At 59.9% G+C, this 21,047-nt stretch carries 20 protein-coding genes; 8 read left to right on the top strand and 12 right to left on the bottom strand.

The window, feature by feature from the left end:
- Positions 1-39 precede the first annotated feature (39 nt).
- The 6 genes from IE053_RS01900 to IE053_RS01875 all read left to right on the top strand — a co-directional run bounded on the left by IE053_RS01900 (position 40) and on the right by IE053_RS01875 (position 6,851).
- Positions 40-1,080: a nitrilase-related carbon-nitrogen hydrolase gene (locus IE053_RS01900; protein WP_189570918.1), complete on the top strand. Its 1,041-nt coding sequence runs from the start codon at positions 40-42 to the stop codon at positions 1,078-1,080.
- Between the two features lie 2 nt (positions 1,081-1,082).
- The gene (locus IE053_RS01895; protein ID WP_189570916.1) at positions 1,083-1,472 is read left to right on the top strand and encodes a YciI family protein; all 390 of its coding nucleotides are present in this window, start codon (positions 1,083-1,085) and stop codon (positions 1,470-1,472) included.
- A 64-nt stretch (positions 1,473-1,536) separates the two neighbouring features.
- Positions 1,537-2,328, top strand: a complete 792-nt coding sequence (locus IE053_RS01890; protein WP_189570914.1) for a GntR family transcriptional regulator — start codon at positions 1,537-1,539, stop codon at positions 2,326-2,328.
- Between the two features lie 57 nt (positions 2,329-2,385).
- Positions 2,386-3,051, top strand: coding sequence for a hypothetical protein (locus tag IE053_RS01885; protein ID WP_189570912.1), 666 nt, complete (start codon positions 2,386-2,388; stop codon positions 3,049-3,051).
- A gap of 12 nt (positions 3,052-3,063) precedes the next feature.
- A complete protein-coding gene (locus IE053_RS14395; RefSeq protein ID WP_229786020.1) occupies positions 3,064-6,072 on the top strand; it encodes an aldehyde dehydrogenase family protein in 3,009 nt (1,002 codons plus the stop codon).
- Positions 6,069-6,851 carry an enoyl-CoA hydratase/isomerase family protein gene (locus IE053_RS01875; protein ID WP_189570910.1) on the top strand — a complete coding sequence of 261 codons (783 nt, stop codon included), beginning with the start codon at positions 6,069-6,071 and terminating at the stop codon, positions 6,849-6,851. Before IE053_RS14395 ends, IE053_RS01875 begins: the two co-directional genes overlap by 4 nt.
- Here the strand turns inward: IE053_RS01875 and IE053_RS01870 are convergent.
- From IE053_RS01870 to IE053_RS01855, 4 genes are read right to left on the bottom strand one after another with little or no spacing between them, the layout of a single operon-like run.
- A complete protein-coding gene (locus IE053_RS01870; RefSeq protein ID WP_189570908.1) occupies positions 6,848-8,131 on the bottom strand; it encodes an amidase in 1,284 nt (427 codons plus the stop codon). The two genes, IE053_RS01875 and IE053_RS01870, sit on opposite strands and share 4 nt — an antisense overlap.
- Positions 8,128-9,522 (bottom strand): phenylacetate--CoA ligase family protein, encoded by a 1,395-nt coding sequence (locus IE053_RS01865; RefSeq protein WP_189570906.1) that lies wholly within the window; start codon positions 9,520-9,522, stop codon positions 8,128-8,130. Before IE053_RS01865 ends, IE053_RS01870 begins: the two co-directional genes overlap by 4 nt.
- Entirely contained in the window at positions 9,512-10,894 is a 1,383-nt protein-coding gene (locus IE053_RS01860; protein WP_189570904.1) for an MmgE/PrpD family protein, read from the bottom strand. The genes IE053_RS01865 and IE053_RS01860 overlap by 11 nt, the downstream gene beginning before the upstream one ends.
- Entirely contained in the window at positions 10,891-12,183 is a 1,293-nt protein-coding gene (locus IE053_RS01855) for an MmgE/PrpD family protein (RefSeq protein ID WP_268249051.1), read from the bottom strand. Before IE053_RS01855 ends, IE053_RS01860 begins: the two co-directional genes overlap by 4 nt.
- Positions 12,184-12,360: 177 nt before the next feature.
- On the opposite strand from IE053_RS01855, the gene IE053_RS01850 reads away from it, so the two are divergent.
- Together IE053_RS01850 and IE053_RS01845 are read left to right on the top strand one after the other, a co-directional pair.
- Positions 12,361-13,530, top strand: a complete 1,170-nt coding sequence (locus tag IE053_RS01850; RefSeq protein WP_189570900.1) for an acetyl-CoA hydrolase/transferase family protein — start codon at positions 12,361-12,363, stop codon at positions 13,528-13,530.
- Entirely contained in the window at positions 13,531-14,238 is a 708-nt protein-coding gene (locus IE053_RS01845; RefSeq protein WP_189570898.1) for a GntR family transcriptional regulator, read from the top strand.
- On the opposite strand, the gene IE053_RS01840 is transcribed toward IE053_RS01845, so the two are convergent.
- From IE053_RS01840 to IE053_RS01805, 8 genes are all read right to left on the bottom strand, one after another.
- Positions 14,235-14,669, bottom strand: coding sequence for a DUF3598 family protein (locus IE053_RS01840; protein ID WP_189570896.1), 435 nt, complete (start codon positions 14,667-14,669; stop codon positions 14,235-14,237). The two genes, IE053_RS01845 and IE053_RS01840, sit on opposite strands and share 4 nt — an antisense overlap.
- Positions 14,669-15,838 (bottom strand): CaiB/BaiF CoA transferase family protein, encoded by a 1,170-nt coding sequence (locus IE053_RS01835; protein ID WP_189570894.1) that lies wholly within the window; start codon positions 15,836-15,838, stop codon positions 14,669-14,671. The genes IE053_RS01840 and IE053_RS01835 overlap by 1 nt, the downstream gene beginning before the upstream one ends.
- Complete coding sequence (locus IE053_RS01830) at positions 15,835-16,977, bottom strand: CaiB/BaiF CoA transferase family protein (protein ID WP_189570892.1); 1,143 nt, start codon at positions 16,975-16,977, stop codon at positions 15,835-15,837. Before IE053_RS01830 ends, IE053_RS01835 begins: the two co-directional genes overlap by 4 nt.
- Positions 16,977-18,161, bottom strand: coding sequence for an acyl-CoA dehydrogenase family protein (locus IE053_RS01825; protein WP_189570890.1), 1,185 nt, complete (start codon positions 18,159-18,161; stop codon positions 16,977-16,979). Before IE053_RS01825 ends, IE053_RS01830 begins: the two co-directional genes overlap by 1 nt.
- Positions 18,162-18,171: 10 nt before the next feature.
- The gene (locus tag IE053_RS01820; RefSeq protein WP_189570889.1) at positions 18,172-18,693 is read right to left on the bottom strand and encodes a MaoC family dehydratase; all 522 of its coding nucleotides are present in this window, start codon (positions 18,691-18,693) and stop codon (positions 18,172-18,174) included.
- A gap of 87 nt (positions 18,694-18,780) precedes the next feature.
- A complete protein-coding gene (locus IE053_RS01815) occupies positions 18,781-19,359 on the bottom strand; it encodes a VOC family protein (protein WP_189570888.1) in 579 nt (192 codons plus the stop codon).
- Positions 19,356-19,946: a CpcT/CpeT family chromophore lyase gene (locus tag IE053_RS01810; protein WP_189570886.1), complete on the bottom strand. Its 591-nt coding sequence runs from the start codon at positions 19,944-19,946 to the stop codon at positions 19,356-19,358. The genes IE053_RS01815 and IE053_RS01810 overlap by 4 nt, the downstream gene beginning before the upstream one ends.
- 29 nt (positions 19,947-19,975) lie before the next feature.
- Positions 19,976-20,872, bottom strand: coding sequence for a polysaccharide deacetylase family protein (locus IE053_RS01805; RefSeq protein ID WP_189570884.1), 897 nt, complete (start codon positions 20,870-20,872; stop codon positions 19,976-19,978).
- Between the last annotated feature and the right edge of the window lie 175 nt (positions 20,873-21,047).

The following is a 21,047-nucleotide window of genomic DNA, read 5'->3' as shown; positions in this document are numbered from 1 at the left end:
GTAGCAGCCCTCCCCGTTCTGGCACGAGGAAAGACGCCCATGCGCTACACGGCTCTCGCTCTCCAGACCGTCTGCGACGCAGTCAACCAGGACGCATCCGCAGAAGAGGCACATCGAAGGATGCATCGCGCTATCGACCGTGTCCGCGGCCAGATCGCCAGTGCCAAGGGGTTTCTCAAGGGGTTCAATGGATACGACCTCAAGCTCGTCGTCCTGCCTGAATACTGGATGACAGGCTTCCCCCTACGCGAGACGCGGGAACAATGGCAGGACAAGGCTGCGATCGACGTGGACGGTGCTTTCTCGGAGAAGCTCGCAGGCATCGCACAGGCTTTCGGCATCTATCTGTGCTCGAACCATTATGAGAACGACCCCAACTTCCCCGAGCTGTATTTTCAGGCCAACGTCGTCTACGGACCATCAGGTGATGTGCTCCTGCGTTACCGGCGGATGATCTCGCTCTATACGCCGAGCCCCTACGATGTGTGGGACGCCTATATTGACGCTTATGGCCCCGACGCGATCTTCCCGGTGGCGGAAACGGAGATCGGCACCCTCGGCACGATCGCCAGCGAGGAGATTCTTTATCCGGAAATTGCCAGACTGCATGCCTTCAAAGGCGCAGAAATCCTGCTTCATCCGACCTCTGAGGTCGCCGCTCCGACGCTGACACCGAAGCATATCTGCAAGAAGGCCCGCGCAATCGAGAATATCGCCTATGTGGTTTCTGCCAACTCGGCGCGGATAGAAGGAACCCCCGTTCCCGCAGCCTCCACCGATGGCATGTCGACAGTTCTGGACTGGTACGGACGGACTCTCGCTGAAGCGAGCCAGGGCGAGACGATCAACGCCAATGCAGTCCTCGACATCGAAGGCCTGCGCTCGGCGCGCGCCAACACTGGAATGACGAACACCCTCTCGCGCCTGCCGACCACAGCCTTTGCGCAGGGCTACGCGGCCGCGGAACACGCCCCGCCCAACCGCTCCGCTGATGGGAAGATGGTCGAGAAGACCGAGGCCATTGCCCAGCAACAGGCCGTCATCGACCGTTTGACCCAAGACGGAATCCTGAAGAGGTAAACATGCCCGCCACAGAACCTCCCTATGTCGAACGTCTCAAGCAGAAGTGCTTCCTCGTCACATGCCGCGATGGAGACGACAGCGCTCGTCTGCGGACGGAGAACCTTGCGGGGCATCTTGAGCATGTGGAGCGTCATTGGCAGCGCTACGTGACGGCCGGCCCAATCCGCGAGCCGGGACAGGAAGCGCTCTGCGGCTCGGTCTTCCTCGTCCTTGCGGATGATCTCGACGATGCGAAGGAGCTGATGAACGGCGACCCTTATATCACCAGCGGGCTCTATCGCTCGATCGAATATCATGAGTTTTCCAACTCGATTGGCCAGTTCATCGGTGGCAAAATCTGGAAGGATGTTCAGTCCATTGCGCACAGGGCTGCAGGTGGACCCACATGACAAGCGCTTGACATCATAGGCGGATGGTTCCGAGAAGACTCGATCTTTCGGGGAGCCTCGACCGATGACCCAGCCGCTCAAGCTCACACCGGCCATGCTCGACGAAGGCCGCGCGACACCGCTCTATCAGCAGGTCTATGACCTGCTTCGCGAGAAGATCGCCGATGGCACCTTGGGCGTGAATGACCGCCTTCCTGCCGAGGCCGAACTCACCCAGCAGCTGGGTGTTTCGCGGATCACCGTCAAGCGCGCGATGAACGAGCTGGCCACCGCTGGTCTCGTCAGGCGTCAGCGCGGCATCGGCACCGTGGTCACTTACGATGCCAGCGCGCCGATGATCCGCGGCAGCTTCGACACCATGATCGACGGCCTCACGCGCATGGGCCTCGATACAGAGGTCCAGCTTCTCGATTGCACACCCACGACGGCCAGCGCGGCAGTGTGCGAAGCCCTGGACCTTCCGCAGGGCGCGATCGTGCAGCGAATCGTGCGGGTCCGCCGCCTTGAGGGCGAGCCCCTCTCCTACCTTGTCACCCACGTTCCCGAAGACATCGCCGAAACCTACGACGAAGAAGAGCTGGCATCGGCTTCGCTCATCTCCCTCCTCGAACGCGCGGGCCACGCCCCGGTGGAGGCGGAACAGACGATCTCCGCCGTGCCCGCCGAAGCAGCGGTTGCCGTCAACCTGGGTGTCAGCAAGGGCTCGCCGCTCCTCAAGATCCACCGCATCATGCGGGATGCCGCAGGTCGACCGGTCCAGGACATCACGGCCCAGTACCGTGCCGATCGTTTTGAATACCGGATGCGCCTGAATCGCGAGGGTACGGGCAATTCGGACTGGGTAGCGAAACAATAAGTCGCCTATGGCCATGACACCGGGAAATGATATATCTTTTCCTGGGAGGCCATTATCGTGCTTGTTCCAGCCCTGCTCGCGCTGATCCACATCCTGGTGTTCGTCTACTGGCTGGGCGGCGACCTCGGCGCTTTTTATTCCAGCCGTTTTCTCTCTGCGGAAGGGGTTTCCGCTGACCGAAGGATGCTGGCGGCCAAGATCGTCGGCGATATCGACATGGCGCCGCGCTCGGCGCTTATCCTGGCGTTCCCGTCGGGTCTTGCCCTCGCGCAGGCAAAAGGCTGGGTCGACCTCGGATGGACCTCCGTCATCGCCGCAGCGCTGGTTGCGGGGTTCTGGCTCGTCGTCGCATGGCAGATCCACCTCAAGCATGGCGAGCAGCCAGGCTGGATGCGGCCCGTCGACATGGCGCTTCGGTGGGCACTGACCATCGGGGCCGCGTGCTGGGCCATCGCCGGTCTCGCGCAGATCGTCAGCCTGCCACTCTTTCTCTCCGTGAAGCTCCTTGCTCTCGCGGCTTGCGTGCTTCTCGGCCTGGCGATCAGATCGGTTCTGAAGCCTCTTCCGTCGGCCATGATGAAACTTTCGAACCCCGCGACATCCGCACATGGGGAGGCCGAAATCAGAGCAACCCTCAAAAAGGCACGGCCTCTCGTGACGGGCATCTGGCTCCTGCTCATCGGAGCTGCGTTCTTCGGCCTCTGGACGCCGACATCGCTCTAGAAAGGCTCAAACATGAGCAACCAAAGTGAAACCATTGCGAGGCTGACTGAAAACCTCGCCCAGCGGCTCGGGGGAGACGGCCTGACACGCGACCCAGGAACCCTGGCGCTGATGGGACAGGACATTTGGAAGAAGGGGCAGCCCCCGGCGTTCGTCGCGGCACCGGCCACGATCAGCGAACTTTGCGAAGTTGTCCGCGAAGCCCATCAGGCTGGCGTGCCCCTCAACCCACGTGGTGGCGGCATGTCGTACACAAACGGCTACACGCCCGACCGCGAAGGTATCGGCCTGATCGATTTCCGTCGCCTGAGCCGCATCGTCGAGATCAATGAAGGCGACATGACCGTGACCGTCGAGGCCGGCTGCACTTGGAAAAGCCTTCATGGCGCTCTCAGCGCCCGCGGGCTTCGCACTCCGTTTTGGGGGCCGCTCTCGGGCATCTCCTCGACCATTGGCGGCGGACTCTCCCAGAACAACGCGTTCTTCGGTGCCGGCACCTACGGCCCGACCTCGGAGAGTGTCGTATCGGTGACCGTCGTCCTCGCCGACGGAACACTCATCCGCACGGGGACAGCAGCGATACAGGATGGAAAACCTTTCTTTCGCCACTATGGCCCGGACCTGACCGGCCTGTTCCTTGGCGACGCAGGAGCCCTCGGACACAAGGCTGAGGCCACCTTTCGCCTGATCCGGAAACCAGAAGCAGAGGACTATGCGAGTTTTGAGTTCGCCACTCGGGATGCATGCGCGGAAGCCATGCGTGAAGTCGGCAAGGAAGGTCTCGCCTCGGAGCTTTTCGGTTTCGACCCGAACCTGACCGAAGTCCGTTTGCAGCGCGCTTCCCTCGCCTCTGATGCCAAAACCCTAGGCAAGGTGGTTCTGGGCCAAGGCAACCTGTTGAAGGGCCTTCGCGAAGGCGCGAAAATGGCCACGGCAGGGCGAAAGTTCCTGGGCAACGGCACATGGTCGCTTCACCTCGTTGTCGAAGGCCGTTCCGATGCAGGTGTGCGAATGGATCTTGACCGCCTACGGAGGATCTGTTCCCAGCTAGGCGGCAAAGAAGTGGCCAACACCATTCCGAAGGTCATTCGCGCCAATCCGTTCACCCCCCTCAACAATATGCTCGGGCCTCGCGGCGAACGCTGGGTCCCCATCCACGGCATCGTCTCCATGGCTGATGGACCTAAGGCGTGGCGGGAGATCGCGGATGCTTTTGACCGTATGGAGAGCGATTTTCAGGCGCACCAGATCACAACTGGATTTCTCATCACCACTCTCTCCAACAACGGTTATCTCATCGAGCCGGTGTTTCTCTGGCCGGAAAAGCGCTTCGCCATCCACGAAACGTCGGTCGAGCGGAGCTTCCTGGACAAGCTCCAGACATTCCCGGAAAATCCGAGCGCTACGGCAGTCGTCGAGAGGGCTCGCCAAACCTGTCTTGACATCTTCGAAAAATATAGCGCGGCCCACTTCCAGATCGGGCGAACCTATCGGTACAAGGATCAGCTCCGGCCCGAGGTGAGCGCCCTTCTCGAAAGGATCAAGGGTGCCGTCGATGAGAACGGGCTCGTCAACCCCGGCGCCCTTGGCCTTGCGCGCAAGCAACAGCCGATACCTGTCAGAAATCCCCGCACCGGAAGGATCGATGAACATCTCATCCCGGCTTCAAGGGAAGACATCAAGGCCTTGGCGGAACGCCAATCCGCTGCGTCAGAAGCCTGGCAAGCACTCTCCCTTGACGATCGCGGCGAAAGACTGCTCAGCCTCGCGGAGACCCTGATAGCGCATGCGGATGAAATTGCGGAAGCCCTGGAGCAGGATACCGGTCGCAGGCGGATTGCCCGCCTCGAGGTCAGTGGTCTTGCCGCCTCGATCGAAGGTTGGGTGAAGCAGATTCCGCACCTTCTGCCCGACGGATGGCAGGAAGGCCGACAAAATCCGAGCATTAGACATCGTCCGCAATTTGTTCCTTATGGGAGGGTCGGTGTTATCTCCCCCTGGAACTTCCCCCTCACGCTCAGCATGATTGACACTGTCCCGGCGCTTCTCGCCGGGTCCACGGTCATTGTGAAACCTTCCGAAGTTACACCCCGCTTCGTCCGCCCCCTGAGCGATGCGATCCGGCAGGCCGGCCTCGATCACGTGCTGGGTTTCGTGCAGGGCGGAGGCCAGACGGGCGCGGCTCTGATCGCGCAAGTCGATGCCGTCTGCTTCACGGGGTCAGTTGCAACGGGAAAGAAGGTCGCGCGTGCTGCAGCGGAGCGTCTCATCCCTGCATTTCTCGAGCTCGGTGGAAAGGATCCCCTCATCGTCACCGGAACCGCCGACCTCGAGAGGGCAGCGACAGCAGCTCTTCGCGGCGCCACTCTGTCCAGCGGACAGGCCTGTCAATCCATCGAGCGCGTCTATGTCCATCAATCCGTACTAGGTGAATTCGTCGACCTACTGGTCCAGAAAGCCGAGGCCGTAAGGCTCAATCATCCTGACATTGCCTCAGGCGAAATCGGTCCTATCATCTTCGAGAAACAAGCAGATATTATCCGTCTACAGATCGAAGACGCGAGACGCCGAGGGGCGAAGGTCCTGACGGGCGGGACGATAGAGACGCTGGATGGCGGCCTATGGCTGCGCCCAACGGTTCTGGTCGACGTCAACCACGATATGAAAGTCATGCGAGAAGAAACGTTCGGACCCGTCATCCCGGTCATGGGATACAAGGACGAAGACGACGCGGTGAACCTGGCCAACGACAGCGAGTACGGTTTGTCAGCCGCCGTCATTGCGGGCACCCTTGAAGAGGCGGAACGCATCGCACGTCGCATCAACGCCGGAGCGGTCAGCCTCAACGATGCGGCCCTCACTTCACTGTTCCATGAAGCAGAGAAGCACAGCTTCAAGCTGTCAGGTCTCGGCGGATCGCGGATGGGTCCGGCAGGCTTCCAGAGGTTCTTGCGGCGCAAGGCCTTGATCGCGCAACATGGCGAACCTTTGCCGCTATCTGCATTCTCAGAGGATCAATGACCGGGCACATCCGCTACGAGCTGATCGGGCCGAGTGCCCATATAACGCTGAACCGACCGGAGAAGAAAAACGCCCTGTCGCTTGCCATGTGGCAGGCGATCCCCGAGCTTATCGACAAAGCCGCGCACGACGAGGCTGTCCTGTCGGTCATCCTGCACGGAGGCGAGGCAAATACATTTGCTGCGGGTGCTGACATCTCGGAGTTCGAAGAGAACTACAAAACCAAGGATCAGGCCGCCCGGACATCTGACATCATCGCTGGGGGAGTCCAGGCAGTGGAGGACTGTCCCAAGCCAGTCATCGCCGCGATCGAAGGCGTCTGCGTGGGTGGCGGGGTCAGCCTCGCCTGCGCAGCGGATCTCAGGATCGCCGGCGCGGGCTCCAAATTCGGGGTGACGCCCGGCAAGCTCGGAATCCTCTACAACCCCGCGGATACGCGCCGCCTGATCCGAACGGTCGGCGTGTCGGCGGCCAAGGAACTCTTGTTCACCGGACGAATCATTACGGACCGAGAAGCCAAGGACATGCGCCTTGTCGATCGCTTGGTCGCTGCGGGCATGGCACTCCAGGTGGCGCAAAGTCTTGCGGGAGAGATGGCAGCTCTATCCCAATGGTCGATCCGCGCCACCAAACGAATGATCCGTGGGCTGGAGAGCGGCTGGGACGATCACACCGCAGAAGCGATCAACCTGTTTCTCGACGGTTTCTCCGGTGAGGACTTCCAGGAAGGCTACCGCGCCTTTCTTGCCAAGCGGAAGCCCGACTTTCCCTATCGCTAGCGAAAACGAGGCGGTACAGGCGGCTGCCCGAGAAAATCCTCGATCGCTTCAGCCATGTCGAGAACGGCACCATCGCTGTTTGGTGGTCCAATGACCTGTAGGGAAAGAGGAAGGCCACTGGGCGAAAAACCGCTCCAGATCGCACATGCTGGCAACCCGGCGAAGTTTGCCCAAGCAGTCAGGTCTGCCTGATTTGCGGGGACCTCTTCTTCGAAAGCGAACGACGATTGTGGTGCAGTCGGTGCAAGGATGAAATCGACATCGCTGAACGCTGTAGGAGCGCTTTCTGAAATCTCTTCGAGATGACGGTAGGCCACCTCCCGTTTCTCCGCCGGTTGGGCAAGGCTCCATTCCATCATTTTGCGGAATGTTTGGGAAAAACCCCCTGGATCAGCCTCAAGGCGGTCTTTGTGGATCGCCGCGGCCTCGAATTCCGAAACAAGCAGTCCGGCGCGGCGCGAATATCCGAAGCGATAGGCCGGGACCTGGACGTTTCGACAGGACAAGCCCCGCGCCGCGAGGATCTCGATCACTTCGTTGAACCTCTCCAGGATGTCCGGCTGCATCGCAACATCGTCCAGCGGCAGCCAGACGCCGATCTTGATTCCGGATGCATCATCCTTCTGACGGTTGAAGGCCCTTCCAGTCATGGCCGCGAGAGACTGACGCAGTTTACTGACAGTTCGTGCATGGGGCCCGATATGGTCAAGGGTCGGCGACAGGGCCAGCACTCCGTCGAGACTGACAAGTCCGCGGCTCGGCTTGAAACCCTGAACGCCGCAATAGGCCGAGGGTATGCGAACTGATCCCATCGTGTCCGAGCCGAGAGCTATATCGCAAAGATCAGCCGCTACGGCAGCCGCTGATCCTCCAGAGGAACCCCCTGGCGTGTTCCCGTGGCGCCAGGGATTGTGTGTGCGGCCAAACGCCTCGTTGCCGCACGTTGCGCCAAGGGCGCCTTCGTCCATATTCACGATGCCGAGGATCACCGCGCCAGCGCTCTTGAGGCGACGAACGCATTCGGCATCTTGTTCAGCGAGACGATCCTTATAGGCAGCAATCCCGGCGTGCCACGGCATTCCGGCGACCGCGATATTCGCCTTTATTGCTACACACCATCCGTCGATCGGCGAAAGCGCCTCTTGCTTCCGCAAACGGGCTTCGCTGGCTTCGGCCTCCCTTTTTGCGTCGTCCAGACGCAGATGAAGAAAGGCGTGCAGGTCGCCATCAAGCGTGGCGATCCTCTTTTGGTAGCGCTCGAACCGTTCCACTGGATTCATGCGAAACGCTCATCAATCAAGCGGATCGGTTTCTGCCGTTTCTCCGTCTGCGTCAGGTCTGCCAGCGCTCCAGGCTCGAAGAGCTCGACACCGCAATCGAGACCGAGCTTCTGCTTGAGGAGAGACTTGAAGGCGCTTCGAAGAGTGTCGTTCCGATCGCCGCTGACCTCCGCACAGACGATGAACTCATCACGCCCATCGGGATGTCGAACAGCGCGACAGATGAATTCTCCCGTAAACGCATCAATATCTTCGAGCAATGGACCGACGGCCTGCGGGAATATATTCAGACCACGAATTTTCACCATGTTGTCGGAACGGCCCAAGAAACCCTCGATCCTCTTGAAGTTCAGGCCGAGAGCAGACCGCCCGGTTTTCACCCTGCTCACGTCATGGGTATTGAAGCGAATGATCGGGTAGATATCGTCCTTGTAAAGACAGGTGCAGACCATGTCCCCATCACTTCCATCACGGACTGGCTGGCCAGATTCAATATCACATATTTCGAGGAATTGAGCATCTTCCATGACATAGAGGCCGTCTCGATCAGGGCCCTCGCCCGCGATACAGCCCGTGTCGCCAACTCCATACCAATCAAAGCATTCCGCGCCGCCCCAGCTCTCTGAAAGGGCATGTTTGTCTTCCCGGCCGAGGTGGCCCGAGATCATCCGTATATTGAGGTCATTGACAGGATCGATACGTTGCTCGGCTGCGACCCGTGCCAGCTTCTTGATGTAGTCGGCAAAACCGACAATCACCGTCGCACCAAAGTCGCGCATCAGCTCAACCTGACGGACCGATCGGGTCTCCACGCCCGTGCCAGCGGACAGGAAGAGCGCGCTGGTCCAGTGGATCACGGCCTCCCGTACATAATGCCCGCCATTGATCATGCCGTGGCCGTAGACTGAGTGAACGACGTCGTCAGGGCGCAGACCCTGGAACCTGTAGAGTCGTCCAAGCAGCAGGTTCTGTGCCTCCCGACCCTTTGCACCGAACAAAAGGACCTGCGGGGTGCCGGTTGTGCCCGACGTGGTGTGCATCACCACCGGCGGCCGAGCGCTGCCGTAGCTCTCGAAACCGGCAAAGTCACCGAGCGGTGGGGCGCGCTCGATCGACGCCATGATGTCGGCCTTGTCGAAGCTCGGCAGTTTTGGCAGTGTGTCGAGCCCCTTGATATCGCCTGGTTCGACACCCGCCTCGCCCCAGAGACGCTGATAGAACGGCACTTTCCAGGCTCTCTCGACACATCGGGCAAACAGGCGCTCCTGGTGCTGACGGATTTCATCAGCGCTCTTGCCTGCGAAAGCCAGGAATCCCTCGCCAATCGGATGGTCTTCCTGCAGTGCATTCCAATCGACCGAATTGAAGTAAGTTCTGTGCTCATCTGCCATTATCGGCTCCTCCACCTGCAGCCAATCGGGTCAGTTCGCGGATATCTCCGAGCTCCACCAAGTCGTCGACAGCCTCGATCAGTGCATCGGCGAGAGCAGTCCGTTCCTCACCAAAGCCGAATGCGAGACAATTACGGAACTTCGCTAGGTGATCCGCATGCGTCATTGGGTGAGCGGGCGAACCATAGAGTGTCTCCGTGGTTTCCATCAACGTGGTCCCATCCTTGAGCGTGACCAACAGGGTCTGGGGTGTGAAGGCAGAAGGATCCGATGATCCATCATTCTCGACCGTTACACCCTGAGCCAAATCCAGCACGTCGCCGCGCTTCAGCGCGCTGTCCGTGAAGTCTTCCAGCGTCACGCTTCCGGAAACCATGGCAGTCGCTGCAAGGTAGGGAAAACAGAGGCGAGCATAGCTCGCAGGCATTCCGATCGTCGCACGACGACCAACCAGGCGCTTGATCAGCGGAGGTGCAGACAGGGACATGGAACTGATAGACTGCACGTCGTCGATACGCCGCCTTATGTTCTGGACAAGGACTATGCCGCCTTGAGCCGCCCTGCCCGTCGGGAACGGCTTGTGGCTCACCTCCGCGATCCTCCAACGCTTGCCAAGCTGTTCCAGCACAGGGTTGAGATCGCAGGCATCCTCGAAGAGAGCGAAGTAGCCGTAGGGCCCGTTGATAGATTGTTCTGGACCCGGAATACCGATACCGGCCAAGTCAGCTGCGGCAATGGAGCCCCGCGCTGCGTTAGCGATCTGGAGCGGGAGGACAGGCTTGCCCTCGACATGGGCCTGCATCGTCCCCGAGCAGAATGCCAACGCATGGCCGAGGGCATCCACCGTCTGCTGCTCAGTGAAGCCGCGAAGGCGTGATATCCCGAGCGTTGCGCCGAAGATCCCGGCATTGGCTGGCCGAAAGAATTTCAGCGCCGATCTGGCAGCAACCCCGAGGCTGGCTGCCATGTCGACGGCCACGCAAAGCGCGACCGTGAACTGACTACCCGAAACTTCCTGCTCAGCCTGATCCACCTCCGCAAGCATGGCTGAAAGGATCGTCGCGAGAGGATGCACCACGGCGGGCTCATGGACACAGTCGAACTCCTGGCAGTGGATCTGGAACCCGTTGACAAAAGCGGCCTGGGCGGCAGTGACCGGAGCTCCGCCACCCAGTAGGTGGGCGGGGCCGACGCCTCCCCAGCGCGACGCTGCGCTTCGTACATTATCCGTTAGCGGAGCGGATTTCCCGGCAATCCCCACGCCGATCGTGTCGAGAACAAAAGTCTTCGCGGCATCGATCGCTTCGACCGGAAGGTCGTCGAACCGGACGCCAAGGCCGTGGGCGGCGAACAAACGCGCAGCATCGCTCATCGCAGTGCCTCCTCAAAGGCAACGGCGAGTTTTTCGGGATCGACAGGCTCAGAATTACGCAGGAGACGGCTGCATTGCTGCTTAAGCGCCTCGGATTTGGTGCCTCTAGTCTCCAGCAGCATACGGATCTTAGCATGCAGCTGGTCTCTTTGGATCGGGTTTTCCGGATCGCCAAGCGCATCGGCGATGAAGACTTCTCGGTCATCAACCATGACCCGCGCGCCGAAACGGTTCGGATAAGTAGCGGTCAGCTCCTCATCTTGGCGGACCAGGATTTTCTCGCGAAGCCTCGCCAGCGTTTCGTCTTGAACGGCCTTGTCGGAGAAATCGTCGAGCGTCGGCTCCCCGTTCAGAAGTGCCACGGCCACCGCATGCTGCAAGGAGAACTTTGCCTCAATGACCGTCTTGGGTTCCGGTCGATCACAGAAGACCAACGCATCGCGGTAGGTCTCGACGACCACACTTTCAACCGTAGACGGATCAACCCCTTCCCGGATCGCCAGGGCGGCATCTATGGCCGCATGGGCATGTCGACATGCCGGCCAAGGCTTGAAACTGACGTCGTGGATTCGCCACCTGGGGTTGTCATCAAGGACGGCGTTGGGGTCAGCCGAGCCACACGTCGCTGCGAAGAAGCCCTGCTCTCCCTCAAGGATCGTCACTGGACCCTTGAAACCGTCCTCGGCGAGAAGCGCAGAATCAATACCGGCCCGCGCTGCATGGCTGGTGTGCAGCTGCTTGCCCATGCTCCGAGGTTCATGACGCGTCTGCCAAAGGCCCGAGGCCTGGCTCATTGCCAGTGCCATCGCGTGGGCCGTGCGCTCCGGCTTATGTCCGAGAATCGCTGACCCCGCGACGGCTGCTCCGATCGGACCGCACGTTCCTGTGTTGTGAAAAAAGCGGTAGTGCTGCGGACCGACTGCGCGACCTAGCCTGATCGTTGCGTCATACCCGCGAACGATTGCATCCAGCAGCTCTGCCTGACCGATCAGCTTATGCTTCCCCATGGATAACGCAGCCGCGCATATGACCGGACCGGGATGGAGAAGCGCGCGTTTATCGACGTCATCCATCTCCAGAACATTGCCAAGACCACCCCAGTAAAAGGCATCGTCCGAGGCCCCGGAGCGCGGCCTCATCGCCAGCACGGATCCGACCGGTTCGGCCCGCCCTGCAGCGGCACAGGCGAGCCAGTCCGCAAGGTGCCAGGCTGCCCGCGCCCGTTCTTCGGGTCCCGGCGGACGGGAGAGAAGCTGGGCAAGTCTCTCCAGGATCGACGCTCGCTTCATTTGTCCGGACATTTCGCTGTGCTAGCACGCCATCGCGCCTATAGTGAATAGGGAATCGCCCCCGGAGGCACACGCGTGACAGATGGCAATTTGCTCGAAGAACTCCGGCGTTTCAGGTCGCGGCTGCCTCCCCGTGCACGGGTCTATGTGGCTGGTTGCGCTGGTGAGCCGCTGGCCTTGGCCGAGGCGTTCCGACACGAGCCCGCCCTCGCCGAAGGACTGACCTTCTTCGGCATTTGGATTCCCGGCGTGAATGTGACGGACTGGGCTTCCCTCGCTCCAGGGGCTCGTGCCGAGAGCATCTTCGTCACTCCCGCTACGCGCGAATCTTTTGCCAATAGGAAGACGGCATTTCGTCCACTCTCCTATACGCAAGCGTGCCAGTGGCTTGCTCGGACCCCCTGTGATGGCGCCTTCGTGATGACGAGCGAAGAGTTGTCCGGCGATCCGGGGACGGTCAGCCTCGGTGTGGCGTGCGACTTTTCACAAATCATCCTTGAACGGGAAGATGTCCCGGTAATGGGCATCATCAACCGCCAGATGCCCGCTCCCGGCAGGAGCCCTTCAGTCAGCAAGGCGCGGTTCTCCCATGAGGTCCAAAGCGACTATCCCCTGATCAATGTTCCGCCCACAGACCTGCCGGAAAAATTCGAGGCGATCGGCAAGCATGTCGCGATGCTCATTGAATCCAGAGACACGCTTCAGCTAGGGCTAGGCAGCGTCCAACAGGCGGTGCTCGAGGCCCTGACCGATCACCGGGACCTGAAGATCCACTCCGGCATGGTATCGGACCCGATCCTCAACCTCATGGACACAGGGGCCATCTCCTCGGAGGATGGAAGCATCACCACCGGGGTCGCGATCGGCTCGTCGCAGCTCTACGAAGCGGCAGGTCGCGAACCGCAATTTCGTTTCGAGCCGGTCACGAACACCCATGCCTTGGCCACACTCAGCGCCATCCCCCGGTTCAAGGCCGTCAACTCCGCCATCGAGGTCGACCTGTTCGGCCAAGTCAATGCAGAGTTCCTCAGTGGACGCCAGGTTTCTGGAACCGGCGGACTCGTCGATTTTTTGCGGGGTGCTGCGACCAGCCCTGGGGGGCGCGGCATCATCGCTCTGGCTTCATCGGCAAGAAATGGCACGATAAGCCGGATCGTGCCGCATCTTGCCCGCAGCGCAGTCTCGGTGGCGCGCGGTGATGTCGAGACCGTTGTCACCGAGCATGGCGTGGCAGACCTTCGCCATGCAACAGACATAGAGCGTGCGGAGCGGCTTATCGCTATCGCCGCGCCAGAACACAGGCCGTCGCTCGAACAGGCTTGGGCCGAGATCGAACGGATACTCTGAATGAAGCGCCCTCTCCCTCTTTACCGAACCCTTGCAGCTTCACTTCGCGCGGACATCACATCCGGCAAGTTCAAGCCCGGAGACAGCTTCCCGACGGAGATGGAAATCTGCGAGATCCATTCAGTCTCGCGCCATACCGCGCGCGAGGCGCTCCGGATCTTGACGGATGACGGCCTGATCGAGCGGCGCCGCGGCGCCGGCACCGTCGTTGTCGGTGAGCGCGTCGCCGCCTTCGCGCAGTCGATAAACGACTTCGACAGCCTGCTTCAATATGCGCGGGATGCCCATTTCCAAGTGACTGAACGCTGTGACGCAGGAAGCGAGATCCTCGACCGCTACGGTCTGACTGGTGATTTCATAATTCTAGAAGGTATACGGAGGGAATTGGACAAACCACCTCAAGCCAGTGTGTCCATCCTTGTAAGGAGGGATCTTGCGCCAGACCTGGCTGACGGTGCGATACTCGAGGGATCGATCTCCGAACGAATTGAACAGCAGCATGGCATCCCGATAGCGCGGGTCACACAGCGCATGGAGGCCGTCGCACTCGATCCGAAGTCGGCCGCCAGACTGGATCTCGATCCAGGCACGCCCGCCCTCTCCGCGATAAGAAGATTCCGAGACGGATCAGACGAAGTCATTCTTCTGTCGATCAGTCTCTACCCGGCGGGACGCTTTGCCTACGAGATGCAACTCGAGCGGCGCTAGCGCAGGTCCCGCATCTCGTCGCAAAGCGTGCGGCGGTAGAGCCTTCCTTCCCTGAACCAATGCCAAGTCCGGGCCCGGTTGCGGCCGCCCTCACCCATGCAGATGATCTCATAAAAATGGGTGCCGGGTTCATCCTTGCGCTGAAGGCTGAGAAGGATCAGGCCGTCGTCCGTCTCCCACGAAACGCCGCAGAAGGTTTCCGTGTCATAGCGGAGCTTGTCGCCATCGACCTGGCCTTCGAAGACATCCTCGCGCACCCGCCCGTCTTCCCAGTCGAAGCGGATCGTCTGACGGTAGAACACTTCGCCGTCATCGGGGAACGCGCACTCGACAACTGATCGGTGCCGATCGATGAGCCTGCCGGCCTCGTCGAGATGCGTATAGACACCGCGCCACGTCCCTTCATGCGCGCGCGTCGCAGGAAAATTCATCAGATGACACCTCTCGCGATCAGCGCGTCAATCTCTGGCTCGGAGAGGCCAGCTTCACGAGCAATCTCGATGCTGTGTTCTCCGTAACCCGGCACCGAAGGAACCGGTGTCGGTGGCTCCTCACGAAATCTGATCGGCGGGCCGAGATGCCTGTGACCTTCGCTGTCAGTAAAGACCATACGGCGTTCATTAGTATACGGATCGTTTATAGCCTCATCGAGACTTCGGACCCAACTCCAACAACAATCGACCTCGGAAAGGAACTTCTTCCAGCTCGCCAGATCCTTTGCGATGAAAGTCTCGCGGAAAAACGACCGAAGCGGCTCCTGATCGGGTCCAGGCGGCAGCTTCGCAATAGGCAGCAGGTCACGCCTACCCAACGCTTCGAGTAGGTTCGCAGCGAACTTCACCTCCGAACCGCCGAGAATGAGATACTCGCCATCGGCCGTTTCGTAGAGATTGTACATCGCACTTCCCCCGAAGCTTCGCATCTCCTTCGGTTCCGGCGGGCGGTTCTGCGCAAAGACTGGCCCCAGCACATTCGGGGTCCAGGCCATGGCTGCGTCGAACATCGCAAGATCGATGTAATCGCCTCGCCCCGTCGTCTCTCTGCGGTAGAGAGCCATCATGATCGCTGAGAGAGCCATCAGCGAGGCCGAGGCGTCAGCAAACGGAACATTGGGAAGGGTCGGCTTTCCGTCCTCGAGCCCGCGGTTGAGATCGACAAGGCCCGCAAGCCCCTGCACCGTCAGGTCATGAGCAGGCTTCTTGGCGATTGATGCATCCTGCCCAAACGCAGAGATCGAGCAATAGATCAGACGCTCGTTCCGCGCCGAAAGCGTTTCGTAATCGACGCCCAGGCGCTTGACCACGCCTGGCCTGAATGCCTCCACGACAACGTCCGCCTGGTCCGCAAGACGATGGAACAGCTCCCGCCCTGCATCATCCTTGAGGTTGAGTTTCAGGCTACGCTTGCCCCGAGCAATATTCCGGAACCAGACTGATACACCATCGGCTGTTTTCTCTCCGATCTCGCGAGTCGGTTCGCCGACACCATTTGCAGGCTCGACCATGATGACGTCGGCCCCATGGTCGGCCATCATCATCGTCATGTGGGGGCCCGGAAGAAATGCCGAGAGATCCAAGACCTTGAGCCCCTGAAGCTTCATTTCAGAAACTCTTTCGTATGCTCACCCATCTTTGGAGCCCGGTGCGGGGTGGGTCTTTCGCCGTTGATCCTGAATGGTGAGGAAAGCACGCGGAGCGGTCGATCCCTATCAGGATGATCAATTTCGGATGTCATGGCAACGGACTGGACGTAGGGATTATCAAGCGCCTGGGCGATGTCGTATACCGGCGCGAAGGGCACCTTCCCGCCGAGGAGCTCCGTCCATTCGTCGGTGGTCCGCGCCATCATCACTTTATCGACTTCATCGCTCAACGCTGCGAGATTTTCCCGGCGGGATGGGATGGAAGAAAAACGTTCATCAGCTTGCAGATGTTCTGCACCAGCGATCTTGCACCAAAGGTCCCAGAACTTCGGCGTCTGGCACATCAGGAGCCCCCAGGCATCCTTGGTCTTCACGAGCTGGCTCGGAGTAATGGAGGGATGCGACCCTCGCGGAAGCCTGCCAGTCACATACTTCTCGTTGAGATACCAGGTTCCGGGGTATGACAGCTGGTGAAGCGCCGTGTCGAACAGAGCGACGTCCATGTCGCAGCCCCTTCCTGTCCGCTTTGCGCCAATGATCCCTGCGAGCACCGCGGTCGCGAGCTGGCTTCCTGACTGATAATCGACCATCGATAAACCGAACCGCACCGGCGGCCCGTCAGGCTCGCCGGTTAGCGACATGAATCCCGCCTCCGCCTGCATTAGGTAGTCGTAGCCCGGCCAGTCGGCACGCTCACCTTCCCGTCCGTAAGCGGATAAATGTGCACAGACAATCGCCGGGTTGCTCTCGCATAGGTCCGGATAGGTCAATCGCAGTTTCGCGGGCTGGTCGCCTCGCAGGTTGTTGACGACAGCGTCAGCGTCTTGCACCAGTCGCTCGAACGCCGATCGCCCCTCCTCAGTTTTGAGGTTCAGGGCTACCGATTTCTTCCCGAGGCTGAAGGTCTGGAAGAATTGGCTGTCCCCCTCGCCGAGGGTGAAAGGACCTACTGATCGCGAGATATCCCCGCCCCGGTCAGGATCCTCGATTTTGATGACCTCCGCTCCGAGGTCGGCCAGAAGCATCGTTCCGTATGGGCCGGCCCCGTACTGCTCGACAGAGAGCACACGGATACCCGAAAGCGGTCTCCCGGTCATCAGACGGGATTTCTCTTCACGAGCTGCTTCGCAATGATGATGCGCTGCATTTCATTGGTGCCCTCACCGATACACATCAACGGGGCGTCGCGATACAGGCGCTCGATCGGATACTCCTTGGAATATCCGTATCCGCCGTGAATCCGCATGGCTTCAGTTGCGACTTCGACAGCGGTTTCCGAAGCATAGTATTTTGCCATCCCGGCCTCCATGTCGACGCGTTCACCGGTATCGTACGCACGTGCGGCGTCCTCGACGAGCAGCTCCGCAGCACGGGTGCGTGCTGCCATGTGCCCGAGCTTCAACTGGATGGCCTGATGCTCGCAGATGGGCTTCCCCATCGTCTTTCGCGTCTGACTGTAGGCCACAGATTCACGAAGCGCCCGGCGCGCAATACCAACCGACCGCGCAGCGATGTTGATTCGGCCGATTTCGAGTCCGCCTGTCGCCATGAAGAAACCTTTGCCTTCCTCGCCACCGACAAGGCAAAGGTCTGCATCGCACTCGTAATTGTCGTAGATCAGCTCGCCACTGTCGATGCCCTTGTAGCCCAGCTTCTCGAGCTTGTTGCCATTTCGGACCCCCGGCAGGCACTGACCTGTGGAAGGATCTTTCGTCTGGGTAATGAGGATCGACATCCCCTTGTATCGCGGCTCAGCCGAGGGGTCGGTCTTCACGAGGAGAGCGACGCAATGCCCTTGGATGGCATTCGAAATCCAGGTCTTGGCACCTTCAACGATGTACTTGTCGCCACGGCGCGTCGCCTTGGTCTTGATGGCCTGGAGATCGGTACCCGCATCAGGTTCGGTCAGCGCTAGCCCGCCGCGGATTTCGCCGGTCGCAAATTTTGGAAGCCAGTATTCCTTCTGCTCATCTGTGCCGAAGCGCTGGACGATCTGTGCCATCATCAGGTGGGAGTTAAAGATGCCCGTAAGGCTCATCCATTCCTCGGCAATTTTCGTCACGATCCTCGAGTAGGTCGTTGCCGACAGGCCGAGGCCGCCATATTCGGGATCGATCAGGGCACCGAAGAGTCCCAGTTCCTTCATGTCCTCGACAAGCTCGGTGGGGTACTCGTCATCATGTTCGAGCTTCATGGCAACGGGATGGACTTTTTGCTCGAGCCACTTCCCAATGGCGTCCAGCATCATTTCGTCGTCGCTATTCATCTGCTCATAGGCCATGGGATGGTCCTCAATAGTTCTCGATCTTGTCCTCGACCGCATTGCCGCGGGACGGGATCAGGAGATTACGGTAGAACGTACACACTGTTTCGCCGCGCTGATTTTTGCCGGTCGTCAGCACAGTGACGATACCTTGACCGGGGCGCGACTTGGATTCGCGTTTCTTGATGACCTCGCTCTCACCATAGATGGTATCTCCGGCGAACACGGGCGCAGTGAACTTCACCTCTTCCATGCCAAGATTGGCGATCGCCTTCTGGCTCACATCCGTGACTGACATTCCGATGAGAATGGCAAGCGTATACGGAGAAACAACGAGGTTCTGCTTGAACTCGCTTTCTTTCGCGAACTCCGCATCGAAGTGCATCGGATGGGTGTTCATAGTCATCAGGGTGAAGAGGTGGTTGTCGTATTCGGTCACGGTCTTTCCGGGGCGGTGTTCGTAGATATCGCCCTCGCGGAAATCCTCGAAATATCGACCGAAGGTCTCACGGTACCGGTTGGGACCGACCTCTTTCCACTGCTGAACCATGGCGTGCCTCTCCGTCCGGCGTCATTTGTCCGGACAAATTAGAGCGCCATGCGATCGGCGTCAAATGGCATATCCTTTGAGCGCCGATCAGTCGCGGCGTGGGTCTTCCAACAATTGGTTCAGCTCGATGGTATGGCCGTCATTGTCGGTGAGCATCGAGACCATGACCACGATATCACCGGCTGGCGACGGATAGCGACGCTCCTTTGGTTCTCCGATAACGCTCACGCCCGGTGCTGTGGCGGCCCTGGCGAAGGTCTCTTCCAGCGTCTGCGTATTGAAGAGGAGAACGATGTCACCCGGCGTGAAATCGGCGGGATCGGGTGCAGACCTGTCAGCCTCGGTCTGGTCGAGGAACTGCCACAGACCCAGCATCCCAATGTAGTCGTCATTGGCTTTCAGAAGGACGAGGCGCGAGCGGTTCACACCGTCAGCGCCGAAGCGGGTCGAAAGACCCGGAGAGGTCAGCTCCTCGTCATACGCTACGGTCATGCCCAGCGCGTCCCGATAGAGCGCCAGCGAAGCTTCGATGTCACGCACGATGAGCGTGGTCCGCCTGAAGTCCAAAGGGTTGCGAACCTCCTCTTCGGCCGCAGCGGTCGTCACTGTCTCCCCCGAACACGCTATGAGCCACAGCGTCGCGATCAATGTCCCTATGCGCATCATTCCGCGCTCTCCCACCGTTTGAAAATGTAACCGCCGCTAGCAGGACCCCAGATGAACCGACCGTCAGCGGAGAATCCACGGTCCCAGTTCACGTAAGCATCGGGCGTCCTGATCGAGCGGCTCTCAACCCTTGCCCCGCCCTTGTAACCGTTCGGGCATGTAGCCCCGCCCTCCCAATATCCGTCCGCGACTTTCTGGACGTGGCTCATGCAGGCCACCTCGGAAAGCCAGTCGAGATCGAATGGTGCTTCGCGGTGCTTTATCCAAACACGCGCAGCCGACCTGCCTTCACTGGTGAGCCGATAGGTCGTCAGGTGAACCAGCCCGTCGCCGAGGTCGCGCGCAGCAGTGACAACTTGGAAATAGGGTCGCTTTCCGTGCCTGAGCGAGGGGCTGTCGGCTTCCTGCGTAGAAGAACCGAAGATCCAGTTCTGCTGGTAGATGTAGCTCGCACCCTCGTCCACGGAGATCGGAACCACCTCGGTGACGACGTAGTCATAGGCGTCGTCCGAAGCTTGTTCAGCGCTTGTCCACACACCGACCGCCTGCCGAGCAAACGCCTCGGCATCGTCAGAAGGAGACGCCATCTGCATAAAGAGGAAAATAGCTGCCCAGGTCATCCGGGCTGCACATTCTCGGCAAAATGCCGGGCAATTGCTTCGCGTGTCGTGATCCAGACGTCGTCATGTCCGGTCACGTAGGAAAGGAAGTCCCTTAGCGCAGCGATCCGTCCCGGCCTGCCGATGATCCGGAGATGAAGCCCAATGCTCATCATTCGCGCGCCCTCCTCGGCCGCCTCCGTCCGCAGCCAGTCGAACGTTCGCGTCGCGTAATCGAGCCACATGTTCGGGGTGAAGCTCGGATCGAGCCAGAACTTCATGTCGTTGGAATCGATCGCATACGGCAGGATGACCATCGGTTCGTGGTGGCCATCCTTCATCTCGACCTGATCCCAGAACGGAAAATCATCCGAATAATCATCCATGTGGTAAAAGTAGCCCTGTTCCTTCAGGAGCCGTCGGGTGGCATCGCTATGCAGGTAACGGGATAGCCAGCCAGCCGGCTTCCTGCCGCAGGTCTTCTCAATCGATTCCGTCCCCTTGCGGATGAATTCAGCCTCGGCTTCTTCGTTCATGAACGCCGTGAACGCCCATTTGTAGCCATGATTGCAAGGCTCATCGCCCCGCGCCACGATCGCCTCTGCCAACCAGGGGGCCTTTTCCAAAGCCAACCCACAGGCAGTCCACGTTGCGTTGACCCCGGCTTCGTCAAGGAGCTTCAGCACACGCGGCGCGCCACGATTGATCCCATACTGATAGTTTGTTTCATTGCCATACATGCGGATCGGCTTCTTAAGCGTCACCCCGAGCTCGTCCACGGGCTCTGGCCCGCGATCGCCCTCGTCGATACGGCTCTCCGCGCCTTCCTCGACATTGACGACGATCGAAAGCGCGAGCCGTTTACCACCCGGCCATGTAAAATCTTGAGGTGCTGGATCTCGCGGCAACTTCATAATTTCCTTTCACGGAAGACAGTGCAATACCGCCCTCTCGTTCTGAATAACGGGTTTGACAAACTTCCAGACCACGCGGCCAGTCTTGCCGCGGTGATTTTCAGGGAACACACTGTCATCAAGCGGATCATCTGCGTGTCTAGGAACGTCACTCTCGCCCTCGAGGGCGAAGCCA

It is taken from the genome of Parvularcula lutaonensis (assembly GCF_014651915.1).
Lineage (GTDB): Bacteria > Pseudomonadota > Alphaproteobacteria > Caulobacterales > Parvularculaceae > Parvularcula > Parvularcula lutaonensis.
Note: the sequence above shows the minus strand (reverse complement) of the source record. Positions and strands in the feature narration are given on the sequence as shown.

Bases quoted from the DNA above. Each gene is read 5' to 3' on its own strand.
- IE053_RS01900 (WP_189570918.1), top strand. From the start codon at position 40: ATGCGCTACACGGCTCTCGCTCTCCAGACCGTCTGCGACGCAGTCAAC.
- IE053_RS01895 (WP_189570916.1), top strand. From the start codon at position 1,083: ATGCCCGCCACAGAACCTCCCTATGTCGAACGTCTCAAGCAGAAGTGC.
- IE053_RS01890 (WP_189570914.1), top strand. From the start codon at position 1,537: ATGACCCAGCCGCTCAAGCTCACACCGGCCATGCTCGACGAAGGCCGC.
- IE053_RS14395 (WP_229786020.1), top strand. From the start codon at position 3,064: ATGAGCAACCAAAGTGAAACCATTGCGAGGCTGACTGAAAACCTCGCC.
- IE053_RS01875 (WP_189570910.1), top strand. From the start codon at position 6,069: ATGACCGGGCACATCCGCTACGAGCTGATCGGGCCGAGTGCCCATATA.
- IE053_RS01870 (WP_189570908.1), bottom strand. From the start codon at position 8,131: ATGAATCCAGTGGAACGGTTCGAGCGCTACCAAAAGAGGATCGCCACG.
- IE053_RS01865 (WP_189570906.1), bottom strand. From the start codon at position 9,522: ATGGCAGATGAGCACAGAACTTACTTCAATTCGGTCGATTGGAATGCA.
- IE053_RS01860 (WP_189570904.1), bottom strand. From the start codon at position 10,894: ATGAGCGATGCTGCGCGTTTGTTCGCCGCCCACGGCCTTGGCGTCCGG.
- IE053_RS01855 (WP_268249051.1), bottom strand. From the start codon at position 12,183: ATGAAGCGAGCGTCGATCCTGGAGAGACTTGCCCAGCTTCTCTCCCGT.
- IE053_RS01845 (WP_189570898.1), top strand. From the start codon at position 13,531: ATGAAGCGCCCTCTCCCTCTTTACCGAACCCTTGCAGCTTCACTTCGC.
- IE053_RS01840 (WP_189570896.1), bottom strand. From the start codon at position 14,669: ATGAATTTTCCTGCGACGCGCGCGCATGAAGGGACGTGGCGCGGTGTC.
- IE053_RS01835 (WP_189570894.1), bottom strand. From the start codon at position 15,838: ATGAAGCTTCAGGGGCTCAAGGTCTTGGATCTCTCGGCATTTCTTCCG.
- IE053_RS01830 (WP_189570892.1), bottom strand. From the start codon at position 16,977: ATGACCGGGAGACCGCTTTCGGGTATCCGTGTGCTCTCTGTCGAGCAG.
- IE053_RS01825 (WP_189570890.1), bottom strand. From the start codon at position 18,161: ATGGCCTATGAGCAGATGAATAGCGACGACGAAATGATGCTGGACGCC.
- IE053_RS01820 (WP_189570889.1), bottom strand. From the start codon at position 18,693: ATGGTTCAGCAGTGGAAAGAGGTCGGTCCCAACCGGTACCGTGAGACC.
- IE053_RS01815 (WP_189570888.1), bottom strand. From the start codon at position 19,359: ATGATGCGCATAGGGACATTGATCGCGACGCTGTGGCTCATAGCGTGT.
- IE053_RS01810 (WP_189570886.1), bottom strand. From the start codon at position 19,946: ATGGCGTCTCCTTCTGACGATGCCGAGGCGTTTGCTCGGCAGGCGGTC.
- IE053_RS01805 (WP_189570884.1), bottom strand. From the start codon at position 20,872: ATGAAGTTGCCGCGAGATCCAGCACCTCAAGATTTTACATGGCCGGGT.